The organism is Rhizobium sp. NXC14, from assembly GCF_002117485.1.
Classification (GTDB): Bacteria; Pseudomonadota; Alphaproteobacteria; order Rhizobiales; family Rhizobiaceae; genus Rhizobium.
In genome coordinates this window covers 2,628,806-2,641,564 of record NZ_CP021030.1, presented here as the reverse complement: position 1 = coordinate 2,641,564, position 12,759 = coordinate 2,628,806, and the positions used below count along the sequence as shown (strand labels likewise).

The 12,759-nt window shown below is 60.4% G+C and carries 15 protein-coding genes and 1 pseudogene; 9 read left to right on the top strand and 7 right to left on the bottom strand.

The features are described 5' to 3' along the window. Window positions 1–4: 4 nt before the first annotated feature. Both NXC14_RS13050 and NXC14_RS13045 read right to left on the bottom strand, forming a co-directional pair. Window positions 5–1,024, bottom strand: a complete 1,020-nt coding sequence (locus tag NXC14_RS13050) for a GlxA family transcriptional regulator (protein ID WP_041678677.1) — start codon at window positions 1,022–1,024, stop codon at window positions 5–7. Between the two features lie 282 nt (window positions 1,025–1,306). Further along, on the bottom strand, window positions 1,307–1,507 hold the full coding sequence (locus NXC14_RS13045) for a hypothetical protein (protein WP_085778497.1): 201 nt from the start codon (window positions 1,505–1,507) through the stop codon (window positions 1,307–1,309). 433 nt (window positions 1,508–1,940) lie between these two features. Between NXC14_RS13045 and NXC14_RS13040 the strand changes: the two are divergent. From NXC14_RS13040 to NXC14_RS13030, 3 genes and pseudogenes are all read left to right on the top strand, one after another. Then, window positions 1,941–2,274 (top strand): annotated as a pseudogene (locus NXC14_RS13040) (hypothetical protein); the annotation flags it as partial. 103 nt (window positions 2,275–2,377) lie between these two features. After that, on the top strand, window positions 2,378–2,611 hold the full coding sequence (locus tag NXC14_RS13035; RefSeq protein ID WP_085778496.1) for a DUF2171 domain-containing protein: 234 nt from the start codon (window positions 2,378–2,380) through the stop codon (window positions 2,609–2,611). A gap of 79 nt (window positions 2,612–2,690) precedes the next feature. Further along, entirely contained in the window at window positions 2,691–2,876 is a 186-nt protein-coding gene (locus tag NXC14_RS13030; protein ID WP_085778495.1) for a DUF3008 family protein, read from the top strand. Window positions 2,877–2,897: 21 nt separating this feature from the next. Here NXC14_RS13030 and NXC14_RS13025 read toward each other — a convergent pair whose 3' ends face one another. After that, on the bottom strand, window positions 2,898–3,617 hold the full coding sequence (locus NXC14_RS13025; RefSeq protein ID WP_085778494.1) for an MgtC/SapB family protein: 720 nt from the start codon (window positions 3,615–3,617) through the stop codon (window positions 2,898–2,900). Between the two features lie 239 nt (window positions 3,618–3,856). Between NXC14_RS13025 and greA the strand changes: the two genes are divergently transcribed. Further along, on the top strand, window positions 3,857–4,339 hold the full coding sequence (gene greA, locus NXC14_RS13020; protein ID WP_085778493.1) for a transcription elongation factor GreA: 483 nt from the start codon (window positions 3,857–3,859) through the stop codon (window positions 4,337–4,339). Between the two features lie 187 nt (window positions 4,340–4,526). On the opposite strand, the gene NXC14_RS13015 is transcribed toward greA, so the two are convergent. Beyond that, window positions 4,527–5,420 (bottom strand): LysR family transcriptional regulator ArgP, encoded by an 894-nt coding sequence (locus NXC14_RS13015; RefSeq protein ID WP_085778492.1) that lies wholly within the window; start codon window positions 5,418–5,420, stop codon window positions 4,527–4,529. 100 nt (window positions 5,421–5,520) lie between these two features. Here NXC14_RS13015 and NXC14_RS13010 point away from each other — a divergent pair, with 100 nt between their 5' ends. Further along, a complete protein-coding gene (locus NXC14_RS13010; protein ID WP_085778491.1) occupies window positions 5,521–6,129 on the top strand; it encodes a LysE/ArgO family amino acid transporter in 609 nt (202 codons plus the stop codon). A gap of 60 nt (window positions 6,130–6,189) precedes the next feature. Here NXC14_RS13010 and NXC14_RS33370 read toward each other — a convergent pair whose 3' ends face one another. Further along, entirely contained in the window at window positions 6,190–6,402 is a 213-nt protein-coding gene (locus tag NXC14_RS33370) for a hypothetical protein (RefSeq protein WP_085778490.1), read from the bottom strand. 113 nt (window positions 6,403–6,515) lie between these two features. Between NXC14_RS33370 and NXC14_RS13000 the strand changes: the two genes are divergently transcribed. Together NXC14_RS13000 and NXC14_RS12995 are read left to right on the top strand one after the other, a co-directional pair. Then, window positions 6,516–7,415 carry a LysR family transcriptional regulator gene (locus NXC14_RS13000; protein WP_085778489.1) on the top strand — a complete coding sequence of 300 codons (900 nt, stop codon included), beginning with the start codon at window positions 6,516–6,518 and terminating at the stop codon, window positions 7,413–7,415. Between the two features lie 98 nt (window positions 7,416–7,513). After that, a complete protein-coding gene (locus tag NXC14_RS12995) occupies window positions 7,514–7,669 on the top strand; it encodes an entericidin A/B family lipoprotein (RefSeq protein ID WP_011425752.1) in 156 nt (51 codons plus the stop codon). Between the two features lie 44 nt (window positions 7,670–7,713). Here the strand turns inward: NXC14_RS12995 and NXC14_RS12990 are convergent, their stop codons facing one another. After that, a complete protein-coding gene (locus NXC14_RS12990) occupies window positions 7,714–8,061 on the bottom strand; it encodes a hypothetical protein (RefSeq protein ID WP_085778488.1) in 348 nt (115 codons plus the stop codon). Window positions 8,062–8,093: 32 nt separating this feature from the next. Continuing rightward, entirely contained in the window at window positions 8,094–9,092 is a 999-nt protein-coding gene (locus tag NXC14_RS12985; protein WP_085778487.1) for a glycine betaine ABC transporter substrate-binding protein, read from the bottom strand. Window positions 9,093–9,728: 636 nt separating this feature from the next. Here NXC14_RS12985 and NXC14_RS12980 point away from each other — a divergent pair. Together NXC14_RS12980 and NXC14_RS12975 are read left to right on the top strand one after the other, a co-directional pair. Next, entirely contained in the window at window positions 9,729–11,198 is a 1,470-nt protein-coding gene (locus NXC14_RS12980) for a cobyric acid synthase (protein WP_085778486.1), read from the top strand. Window positions 11,199–11,666: 468 nt separating this feature from the next. After that, window positions 11,667–12,755 carry an adenylate/guanylate cyclase domain-containing protein gene (locus NXC14_RS12975; RefSeq protein ID WP_085778485.1) on the top strand — a complete coding sequence of 363 codons (1,089 nt, stop codon included), beginning with the start codon at window positions 11,667–11,669 and terminating at the stop codon, window positions 12,753–12,755. Window positions 12,756–12,759: the final 4 nt, after the last annotated feature.

The window sequence follows — 12,759 nt, the reverse complement described above, 5'->3', positions numbered from 1 at the left end:
AGCCTCACGCCGCAACGGCCTGCCTTGCCGTTGCCATGGTCATCTTGCGCTCGGCGCGTTCCTGCTGCGGCGAGCGGTGGTAGAGTTCGCGATAACACTTGGAGAAATGCGAGGCCGAGACGAAGCCGCAGGCGACGGCGACCTCGACAACCGGCATCGAGGACTGAACCAGCAGGTGGCGCGCACGGTCAAGTCGGATTTCGAGATAATAGCGCGCCGGCGAACGGCCCATCTCCTGGCGGAACAGCCGTTCGATCTGGCGTCGGGAGAGGCCGGCGCCATCGGCGATCTCGATCAGCGACAGCGGCTCGGCGAGATTGCCTTCCATCAGCTCGATGATCGACAGGACCTTGGCGTTCTGCACGCCGAGGCGGGCGCGCAGCGGCAGGCGCTGGCGGTCGTGCGGGTTGCGCACGCGGTCGGTCAGGTGCTGTTCGCAGATGCGGTTGACCAAGCTTTCGCCGAAATCCTCACCGATCAGGTTCAGCATCATATCGAGCGAGGCGGTGCCGCCGGCGCAGGTATAGAGATTGCCGTCGACCTCGTAGAGATCGGCATAGACCTCTGCCTGCGGAAAGGCTTCGGAAAAGCCGGGCAAGTTCTCCCAGTGGATGGCGCAGCGCTTGCCGTTCAGAAGACCGGCCTGCGCAAGCACATGCGCGCCCGTACAGAGGCTGCCGACGGCGACGCCGCGATTGTAGCATTCGCGTAGCCAGGCATTGACGGATTTGTTGTTGAATTCCTCGATATCGATGCCGGAACAGACGAGCACCATGCCGGGACGGTTTTCGCCGCCGAGATGCCGGCGTTCCTCGGCGAGCGAGGAATTCGCCTCGATGCCGATGCCGCAGGAGGAATAGACCTTTTCTCCGTCGACCGAGGCAAGCCGCCAAGTATAGGCCTGATAGCCGAGCATGCGGTTGGCGATGCGCAAGGTGTCCACCGCTGCCGAAAAGGGCAGCATGGTGAATTGCGGTACCATAAAGAAGACCAGTGAGCGCTTCTTGATCTGCATCCTGTTCATAGCGAAATCCATGCTCGAGGGGCGATGACATATTCGTTGCGCGGAATGCGTCGCGCCGATGTCCTAAAAGCGACAGTGGCATGGAAAAATGCGGCCGGTAAGAGCAAATATGCGACATTGACCGGAATTTGACCAGTCACATCGCCGGTCGGGGCAGAAACAAGGCTCACGGACGGCTGAAATTCGAGACTGAAGACGGCGGGGCACTGCACAGCGGGCACGAAGAAGGCGGCGTTGCGCGAGGCAGACGCCGCCCTCATCTCAGGAGGAATGTCGCATTCATTACATGGTCCGGTGTTTGCTGTCGTCGGTGCTCGGCCAGCCGATATCCTTGCGGACGTCAAACGGCATGGCTTCAATTTCACGGGCGGTCCGCCAGCGCGTCCAGGCAAGCACGAGCTTATGGGCGTAGTGGCCCAGATCGAAGCGGCCTTCGCCGGAGGGGAGGGTCTTGCCACCACCCCGATAGGTGAGCGTGGTCATTATTCAGTTCCTTTCCTAAGTCAGCGGCATGGTCATCGATGGGAGGATCGTCCATGTCCACACAGTTAATATGGGCGTCGGGAACTCATCATTCAAACGAATAGAGCTTATGGATAACATCAAGGAGATTGAACGATCTCAGCGCCTTCCAATAATGGCCTATGGCTCGCACTGTTGGGAATAGAGGCCAGCTGGCGACCTTGCGAAGCGGCATGCGCTTACACTCTAGGTTCATAATCGAATGTCTCGCTGCGTGTCGGCGGCGAGGCCAGCGTCACGGATTTATGAACTTGTCATAGGTCTTAGCGACGAACGGCACCTAATCTTCTTAAAGAGATGCACAACGGCATAGCACGGCGCTGAGCCTTCGGGCCTTGCCCCTCACTCCCGATAACCCCACGGAGCGGACATGCCGAACCACATCCAACTGGCGGCGATCGGACGGGTGTTCGTCAATCTCTTCAGCGGCGTGCTGGCCCCCGTTGCATATGCCGCGCTATCGCTGAGCCCAAGCCTTCTCTCTATTTTCCTGATTCTGCTGGTCGTCGCCCTGCTCGTCGGAGGGCGCGCTGCCGCTCCCTCGAAAGACGCTCGCGTGTTCGCGGGCGTCCTGGATATTCCTTATCCTGTTCGGTACCAGGGTATCTCCGCTGCCGGGCATCGCCGCGGAATCCTTGGCGAGCCGTATTGCCTATGTCGCGGCAGCCTTGATCGATGCGAGGCGGCTGCATCAGGCCGCTCTTAAGTCGAATGTCGATCGCCCATAGAAAGCCGTGCTCATGTCCGTGAGCGTGCTGCAAAAAGCTTTGGAACCATGTCCCTCCCACGTCGTTGCCGCTTGGTAACTGCCAATGATGCAAGGAGGAAACGATGATTTCCGCAGATCAGATCCGTGAACATATGGAAGTGCGGGCTGCCGACGGCACTCACGTCGGAACCGTGGATCAGCTTGACGGTCCGACCCGCATCAAGTTGACGAAAACCGACTCGGAGGACGGCAAACATCATCTGATTCCGCTCGATTGGGTCGATCACGTCGACGCCCATGTTCACCTGTCGAAGAATGCCCGGGATGTCCGCAGCCAGTGGGCCACCGTCAATTGAGGAGTGCGAGGCTGCGGCTTAGGCTGCGGCCTCCTCCTGCAAGGGGCCTCATTCCTCGTCCGGACGAGAGGAGATCGAAATGCCAGCCAAATCCAAGGCCCAGCAGAAAGCGGCAGGTGCCGCACTTTCAGCCAAACGCGGAGAGACGCCGAAGAAGGAACTCAGGGGCGCTTCGAAGCAGATGGAAAAATCCATGAGTGAAAAACAGCTCGAGGAATTCGCGTCGACCAAGACCAAGGGCAAACCCGAGCATGTCTCCAAATGATCGTTCAAGACCCCGCGAGACCTATGTCGTGGTCGAAAGCATCGAAAATCCTGCGACGTCATAGGCCTCTGAAAGGGCACCGAAAATCGCGCGGGCGGAGCCGTCACGGTCTTTGGCCATCCATCGCAGCTCGAACGTGACGCCAGGGCGGCCCTCGCTGGTCTGCCCAAAGGAAACGAATTGGGCAGCGCAACCGAACGGTGCAAGCACCTCCGACAGTTCCGGCAACTCGGCTTCGGAGCTGTGAAGGACGAGTGTCGCTTTCTGTTCGCAACGCAGCCACATGTCCAACTGCTTCATCGGCGACAAGATAATGAAGGCGACCGCGGTCGCTGCCGTTCCGGTCAGAATCTGGCCGCCGCCGAAGCAGAGACCGACGACGGTCATGAACCACATGGTCGCGGCCGTGGTGACGCCGGTCATCGTGTCTCCACGCCTCAGGATGGCGCCGCCGCCGATGAAGCCGACGCCCGTCAGCACGCCGAGGGGAAAGCGCAGCACGTCCATCTGAGTGAAATAACTAAAGGTTTTTCCGTAGGTCGATAGAAGGAGGTTTGCCTGGATCATCGCCAGGCAGGCGGCAAGAGCCACCAGGATCGTAGTCCTGAAGCCCGCCGCGTGACCGCCGCGCTCGCGATCGAGGCCAATCAGTCCGCCTGCGATCACCGTTAATATCATCCGTAAGGCGATCTCCCACCAGCTTGGCGTGAGCGGCATCGCTTCCGTCAGGAATGAAGGCATGGTCTGATCCCGACTGTGTTGCCGCTCTTTCGCTGCCGGCCAAGCATTCGTTCCTCCTGGGCTACAGTGCATCGGTTGAGATAAACGCAATGTCGGCCAGGACGTTCCCGGAACGCCAGGAGCGTTGACGTTTGCAACAGGGCAAGATTGGCGGTTTGTCGGTCATCGGTGTATGGTTCCGGCGGGGCAATTCCCCCACCAATCATAAGAGTGCGTTGCGTTTAAAACGGAGACATCGATTGGCTGTTGCCTTCACCAAGGAAGAGAGTTTCGAAACCGCTTCGGAAACCCTGTTGCCGGACCGGCCAATTTCGCCGCATCCCAACCTCGTCACGGAAGCGGGATTCAGGGCTCTCGAATTGCAGTTTCAGCAGGCGCGCGCGGCCTATGATGCGACGAGCGCCATCGAAGACGTAAATGAGCGGCGGCGGCAGGCTGCCAATCCTGTACGTGATCTCCGATACTTATCCGCCAGACTTCGCACCGCCCAGCTCATGCCTAACCCTACGTCAGCCGACGTGGTTGCCTTTGGCAATACGGTCACTTTCAGCCGCGACGATGGACGCGTGCAGACTTATCGGCTCGTTGGAGAAGACGAAGCAGATCCCAAGGCGGGATCGATTTCCTACGTCTCTCCGGTGGCGCAGCTGCTGATGGGCAAGGCTGTCGGCGATGTGGTGGAGACAGGCGGCCAGGAGCTGGAGATTCTCGCCATCTCCTAGAGAAGATCGTCAAAGTATGCCGAGTTCGGAGACGCCGCCGAATTCTCCGGCGAGAGCGAGCGGATCGGTACGAAGGATTTTGACGAAACCAGCGAGTTCGGCAGCCGCACGGCCTACGTGTGATCGTTCCGACCGACTAAATCCCTCTGCCGGGGTGGAGCCTGGAGAAGAGGCATCTTGACGGTCATTAAAGCCGACGCTTCGCCACGGCGACGACCTCGCGCGTCAACTCCGCCAGGCGGTCGGCGGCGAGGCGGTTTATCTGCCAGTAGAGTGGGACGTCCAGCGGCGTGTCGGCAACAAGTTCGACGAGCCGCCCCGATGCGAGATGATCGCGGGTGAGCTGGGTCGGGTTCATTCCCCATCCCATTCCGGAAAGAGTGGCTTCGACGAAGCTTTGCGGCGAGGGCAGCCAATGTGTGGGGTAGTCCAGATCTTGGCTGAAGGTTTGCCTTACCCAGCTGCTCTGAAGCCTGTCCTTTTGATTGAAGGTCAGGGCCGGAGCGTTGCGGATCGCCTCCGATGTCACGCCGTCCGGGAAGTGGCGGGCGACAAAATCGGGTGTCGCGGTGGCGTTGTAACGGAGAGTTCCAAGGGCGAAGCGCCGGCATCCCCGGATCGGCTTCTCCAGACTGGTGACGGCTGCGATCACCCGTCCCCGCTGCAGCCATTCGGCGGTGTGATCCTGATCGTCGACGGCGACATTCAACAGATAGGACGAGGTCTTGGAGAAATTCGACATGGCCTCCACAAACCATGTGCCGAGGCTGTCGGCGTTAGTCGCGATCTGTAGCGTAACCCTTTGGCGTGGCTCGTCGGGATCGACGAGAGCCGGGAGCTGCCCGAAAAGCTCAACCTCAAGCATACCGACATTCTCGATGTGACGGCAGAGCCATTCCCCTTTTTCGGTTGCCGTACAGGGGGTGCCTCTGGCGATCAGGATAACGCCGAGGCGTTCTTCGAGTTGCTTCACCCGCTGCGACACCGCCGACGGCGTCACATTCAACACGATCGCCGCCCTTTCGAAGCTGCCGGTCTGGACGACGGTTGCAACGGCGCGAAGAGCGGGATAGTCGAGCATGGATTAGTTTCGCTTAATCAAGGTAAGATGGATTAATTAGACTAAGCCAACTTCACGCGATACCGCAACTCTGTCTAAGCTGAGAGCGGTTGGCGAAACGATGAATTTTTCAATTTATATCACGGGCCTGATGATGGGCCTCAGCCTGATCGTCGCGATCGGCGCGCAGAACGCCTTCATTCTTCGACAGGGCCTGCGTAGTGAACATATCTTCGCCGTCTGCCTTACCTGCGCCTTGTCCGACGCGGCGCTGATCATGCTCGGCGTGACCAGCCTCCGGCAGATCGCCGGATTGCTGCCTTGGCTCGATCCGGTCATGCGCTACGGGGGAGCCGCGTTTCTGGCCTGGTACGGAGCCAAGAGCTTCTATTCCGCCTTACGGTCGTCCGCTGTGCTCACAGTTACGGAAGCCGATACGGCAAGCTTTTCCCGGACGCTTGCGACTTGTCTCGCGCTGACCTGGCTTAATCCGCATGTCTATCTCGACACGGTCGTGCTGCTCGGCACGATATCGACGCGCTATCCGGGGCAGCAGGCTTCCTTTGCCGCAGGCGCCGTAACCGGCTCCTTCCTATTTTTCTTTGCGCTCGGATATGGCGCGACGTGGCTGCGGCCGTTCTTTTCCAGGCCGGCCTCCTGGCGGATGCTCGAGACCCTCGTCGCTGCGACGATGTGGATTATCGCCTTCAAGCTGATAGGCGGGATGTGAGTCGATCGCCGTGTGAGGCGATCGGCCCGGCGCCTGTCAGATCCGAGCCAGAGGTCAGCATCATGCGCGCGTTTCCACGAGTCTCAGACCCCGCTTTGGTCGCGCAGCGACGTTAAGGAGCGGCAACTCCATTTCACGCTGGCAGTCGGCCAAGAGGTGCGACGGAAATCGCTTCAATTCCCGGAGCGCATGTTCGTGATTCGCATCCCTGCGCCGGCGCGTCTTGAATGCGGAAACGGCCTGTAGGATATTCCAGGTGCTTGATTGCGCCATGTCTAGCCTCCTTTGCTGCATCAGTTCCGATACATAGACTATGGGGAGCGATTGACATTCAATCAAACAAAATGATATGGGGTTAAAGATCAGAAAAATTGAAAGATGCGACGATGAGCCTTCCCTTTCGCCGTCCCATTCCTTTGCTTGACAACGATGTGTTGCGCACCTTCGTCGCCATCGCCGAGACGGGCAATTTTTCCACCGCCGCCGAAGCGGTCTTCCGGACGCCGTCGGCGGTCTCCATGCAGATCAAGAAGCTCGAGGAGCAGCTCGGAGCGACGCTGTTTTTACGCGATGCCCGCTCGGTGTCGCTGACGCGCCATGGCGAAATGCTGCTCTCTTACGCCCGCAACATCCTGGCGCTGTCGAACGAGGCGGTGTCGCGCTTCATCATGCCGGAACTCACCGGGGTCGTCCGGCTCGGCGCGCCGGAGGATATCGGCGAGCGGCTGCTGCCGAGAATCCTAAAGAGCTTCGCCGAGAGCTATCCCGGCATCATGGTCGATGTGACGATCGACATGAGCGTCGGACTGAAGAAGCGCATGGAAGAGCAGAGGCTCGACCTGGCGCTGATCAACTGCGCGACTCGGCCGTTTCCGACCGGTGGCGAAGTGGTGTTTCGAGAGCGGCTGGTCTGGGCCGGCGCAAGGTGCGGCTCGGCGCATCGGCGCGATCCCCTGCCGATTTCGATCTGGGAGGATGGCTGCATCTGGCGGCAGGAGGCACTTGCCCAGCTTGAACGCAACAAGCGGCCTTATCGCGTCGCCTATCTCAGCGGTCACACGATGGCGCAGCGCGCCGCCGTGCTTTCCGATCTCGCCATCGCGCCGCTGCCGCTCTCCTATGTCAGCGAGGACATGTCGATCCTCGGCCTGCAGGAAGGGCTGCCGGAGCTCGGCTCCTTCGATATCCGGCTGCTGACCGCCTCGCAGATGTCGGGACCGATCGAGACGGTGGCCGACAGCATCCGGAGCGCGTTTGCCGAGAGAGCGAAGGCTGTCGCCGCCTGAGGATGTCTTTCAACCGTGAACTTTTTCGCCACTTGTGCGTTAGGGGCGCGGATGGCATGAGTGCCGTTCGGGGTTGATTTCAAACAAGGATATTCGAAATGACGACAACGGCCAAAATTGCCGCAGCCTTCATGGTTCTTCTTGCTCTTTCCTCCTGCGGCAACACGATCCGCGGTATGGGAAAAGATACGGCGAACGCCGTCAACGCCACCCAGGATGCAGGCCGCTCGGTCGACCGGGCTGCGAGGAAGTAATCGGCCGGCAGCTTTGCCGGACTGAAAGGCCATCCGAGGCCGGATCAAGGCACCGGAGGATATGCCTTTTCGAGGCCGCCGGATCGGCTAAGACCGGTCCGGAAGGCTTGATAGGCGGGATGCTGGCTTGAGCGAGCGGTTTCCATCAGCCGAATCTGCAGGCGATGCGGCGCCTCGGCCCCGAGCCACAATCCGAGATTTTCGAGCTTGAGCGAGTTCAGGAAATGCGACTTCGCGGCAAGGTCGAGATGGCGTCGCAGGCCGTCGAGCAGGTTGTCGTCCTGGGCGGCATTTTCCATGAGCAGGGCCAGATATGATTTATCGGCTTCCGACAACGCGGCGAGCTTTTCCGCAACGGTATCGCGGTCGGGAAAGGGAAGGTTGCCTGTCATTCGAATCGTCCGGTCGTTGGCGCCATCTGCCGTTATAGGCTCGCTTTGACTTTTTCGGCTACATCGGCCGGCACCCATTTCATCCACAGGTTCTCGTAATTGCGCAGGAAATAGATCGCGGCATCCTCGTTGCTTTCGCGATTTTCATCCTGCCAGGCGAGCACTTGGTTGATCGTCTCATTGTCCCATTTGCGGGTCTTGAGATAGGTCGTGACAGGTCCGGCGCGGCTGGCGAAAGACCTGGTCATCAGCGTGAAGGCGCGCGAGACCGGATAGGAATTGAGCTCAGGCCTGATACAGCCGGCAACCGCGGTGCAGCGGTCCCATTCGGCCTTGTTGTGACTGACGCCGAAGCTCAGCCGCGTCATGTCGTATTTGCCGAGGATGGCGGTCGGCGCCCAGTAATAACCGAGCCAGCCGGTCTTCTTGTCGAAAGCCCGGGCGATCGAGGCGTCGAGCCGCTGAGGACTGCCGGTTTCGATAAGTTCGAAGCCTTTTTTGTCGGCGGCGAGGGCCTTGAAGAGGTTGGTGGTCGATATCTGGCAACTCCAGTCGGCGGGACAGTTGTAAACCGCGCCTTTCGACGGATCATCCTCGGCAGGGAAAAGCTCGGGGTGCTTCAGCGCGTCCTCGACCGAGCGAATATCGGGATTGGCGTCGGCAATGAATTTCGGGATAAACCAGCCCTCGACCGCGCCATCGGCGAGTATCTCGGCGCCCTGCACCAGCCGACCGGTGTTGACGGCCTGATCGAGCAGGGCCCTGACGGAATTGATCCAGTATTCTGAAGCGATATCGGGGGTACCTTTTTCGTTCATCGAGGCGAAGGTCGGAAGAGTGTCGCCGTCGACGATGGTGACGGAGCAGCCGTAGCCCTTTTCCAGGATGATCTTGTCGAAGTTTGCGGCAATGCCGGCCGAGGCCCATTTCATCTCGGCGATCGAAACTTTGCCGCACTCGGCGGCTTCGGCCGGCGCGGTCGCGCTAAAAAGAGCCGCGGCAAAGACGGCCGAAATCAAAAGCGTCTTCATAGTCTTCCCCGAATTCTTCTTAAAGAACGTGCTGCCGGGATTCACCTGGGCGATCCCGCAACAGGGGTTTCCGGTTCACGGGCGCCGTCCTACCGGCTCCGGCAACTCGTCGCGGACATGTTTGGGCGTATTTTGTCGAAGCCTACGCGTTCGCTCGCAGAAATCAACTGTCTTCTGCTGGTGGTTGCGGTACTAAATTATTGAATTCGAATAATATAATTTCGGCTGAAATTTCCCCAGATCGAAAATGGATGCTGTCTGCGAACGCCGGCGCAATGGTGGCGAAAATTCCGCCGAGCAGATCAAAAAAAGTCAAAATTAACGTTTGCGTAAGGCTTCAATAACTCTCCGGTAAGAATGTGCCGTTATCAGTTGGGGCGTGGCGGCAACGACCGCTGCTTCTCCGGTTCAGGTAGTGCGTACCGGAGAAAGCGAGCTTCGCCGTGTAGGGGCGAAGACGCCTGAGTTTTCGGCAAACCGCGCAGAGCCAAGGCCATGCGCGGTTTTCGCGCTTTCGCGAGAATAGTCGAAGTCTTGACCCGGGATCGGCGGCCATTGTAGGCCTCCGGCTCGTGCATCGGCCCGAAATCTGAACCTATTTTCGGACGCGCGATGCGCTAGGGAAAGGCGGCCGCCATGGCAAGAGCGATCATGCTGCAGGGAACCGGCTCGGATGTCGGCAAGACGGTGCTGGTGGCGGGGCTCTGCCGGCTTGCGGCAAATGCCGGGCTCACCGTGCGGCCGTTCAAGCCGCAGAATATGTCGAACAACGCTGCGGTCGCCGATGACGGCGGTGAGATCGGCCGGGCGCAGTGGCTGCAGTCGATGGCTGCACGCACGCCCTCGTCGGTGCACATGAACCCGGTGCTGCTCAAGCCGCAATCGGAAAACGGCAGCCAGATCATCGTGCAGGGCAGGGTGTTCGGGCAGGCGAAGGGGCGGGATTACCAGCGGCTGAAGCCGCAACTGCTCGGCGCCGTGCTCGAAAGCTTCGAAAATGTGTCTGCCGGCGCCGACCTCGTCGTCGTCGAGGGTGCCGGCTCGCCGGCGGAAATCAATCTTAGGACCGGTGATATCGCCAATATGGGGTTTGCGACGAAGGCGGGCGTGCCCGTCGTGCTCGTCGGCGATATTAATCGCGGCGGCGTCATTGCCTCGCTGGTCGGCACGCAGGCGATTCTCGATGAGGGCGATCGAGCGATGATCGCAGGTTATCTCATCAACAAGTTCCGCGGCGACGTCTCGCTCTTCGATGACGGGATTCGCGCGATCGAAGGCTTCACCGGCTGGCCCTGCTTCGGCGTCGTGCCGTGGCTGCAGGCTGCCACGCGCCTGCCGGCCGAAGATTCGGTCGTGCTCGAACGGCTTGCCAGGAGCCGGACCGGGGCGCTGAAGATCGCCGTGCCGATGCTGCCGCGCATTGCCAATTTCGACGATCTCGATCCGCTGAGGGCGGAGGCGGATGTCGAGCTGGTCTTCGTCCGAGGGGGCGAACGGTTGCCTGCCGATGCCGGTCTCGTCATTCTTCCAGGGTCGAAATCGACGATAGCAGACCTCGCCGATTTCAGAGTTCAAGGCTGGGACCGCGATCTTGCGGCGCATGTCCGGCGCGGCGGACGGGTGATCGGCATTTGCGGTGGCTACCAGATGCTCGGTCGTATGGTGCATGACCCGCGCGGCATCGAGGGCGGCACGAGCGAGACGCCGGGGTTGGCGCTGCTCGACGTCGAGACCGAGATGGCGCCGGAGAAGACCGTGCGCAACAGCCATGCCCGCTCGACCGAATATGACGTGCTGCTTGCCGGCTACCAGATCCATCTCGGCATCACCCGCGGCCCGGATTGTGTCAGGCCTTCCGCGATCATCGACGGCGCCCCCGATGGAGCGGTTTCGGCGGACGGCCGGATCATGGGCACCTATCTGCACGGGCTGTTCGGCAGTGACGCTTACCGCGCCCGGCTGCTGGAGAGCTTCGGGCTTTCCGGCGGACAGGGGAACTACCGTGAGAGCGTGGAGCGGGCGCTTGACGAGGTTGCAGGGGAACTGGAGCGCTGCCTGGATGCGCGGTGGTTGGGTGAGTTGCTGGAGGTCGGGAGAATTTGCTGAGCGCAAGGGCAGTGAAGGGCGTGCCGTGCAGCCCCCTCATCCGACCCTTCGGGCCACCTTCTCCCCGATGGGGAGAAGAGGGGGAGCAAGTTGCCGTCCTTCGTTTCTATCGCAAACGCTTCAAGAGGGCAGGACATAGCCGCGATTCCCTTCTCCCCGGCGGGGAGAAGATGCCGGCGGCAGATACGGGGGCCACAGGCACATACCTATACTGTGTATCCAATTCTCTATCACATCATTCTCGCGGGAGTAGTATCGCAATGCGAAGCAGGCTAAAAAGTCGTGTGTGCGGCTAGGCCTTTCGGCGCCTGTCCTGTTGTTCCCGGCGCCGACCTCGATGGTGACGCCATTCCAAGTTCCCCACCTCATGCGGAGGTTTTCAAAATTAAAGATCATATTCAGTGGATTATAGAGCAGGGAATCACCAGCGAGCATATCGGCGATCTCGTCGCCGGCCTGTGTGAACGGTTGATCGCGGACGGGTTTCCGATCTGGCGGGCAAGCATCCGCATGCCGTCCCTACATCCTATGTATCGCGGCATCGCCGCCAATTTCATGCGGGGCGGTGAGACCGTTCTCGAGAATGCGGAGCACGGCAGCGAGACCGAGCGCAACTTCGAGAAGACGCCGATATTCTTTCTTCTGAACCGCGGTGAGAAGACGGGGCGGTGGAACCTGGCGAAAGGCGAGGGTCTCCACTACGGCGAGCTCCACCAATTTGCGCTTGCCGGCGGCACGGACCATGTGGTCACTCTTTTCGAGTTCCCGAAGGAAGTCGCGCTGCGCGGGCTCGGTTTCTCTCTGACGAGTGACGCTCGGGGCGGATTTTCAGATGATCAGCTGGCGATCATCGATGAACTGTTCCCAGCGCTGGGGCTTGCCGCTTACCGTGTCGCGGTATCCAAGACCGCGACCGATATCCTCGCCGTCTATACCGGCGCCAGGACGAGCGCGCGCATCCTTGCCGGTGAAACCCGCAGGGGAATGGGCGGCTCCATCGACGCCGCCATCCTGCTTGCCGACCTCCGCAACTTCACGGCGCTGACCGAGGCGTATCAGCCGGGGGAGATCGTCGGCTTTCTCAACGAGCACTTCGAGCTGATCGACCGGCACGTCGAGGAAAATTCCGGCGAGATCCTCAAGTTCATGGGCGATAGCGTGCTGGCGATCTTTCCGACGGACGCTGAGAATCCGCAAAAGGCCTGCAAGGCCGCATTGGCTTCGGCACAGAACCTGTTGAGGGCAAACGAGGAGCTCAATCGCGAGCGAACGCTGAATAGCGGCCCCGATATCGGGATTGATGTCGTCTTGCATCTCGGCGAGGTTTTCTACGGAAATGTCGGCGCCCAAGGCCGGCTGGACTTCACCGTGATCGGCAGGGCGGTCAACGAGGCGTCGCGGCTCGAGAAGCTGTGCGGAACGCTTGAGCAGCCCCTGCTGCTGTCGGAAAGCTTCGCAGCGACCTGCGCTGTGCCCTGCGACTATCTCGGCGCTTTCGAGCTGCGCGGCGTCTCGAAGAGAGCCGACGTTTACAGGCTTGCCGGCGCCGCTTCTTAGGCTC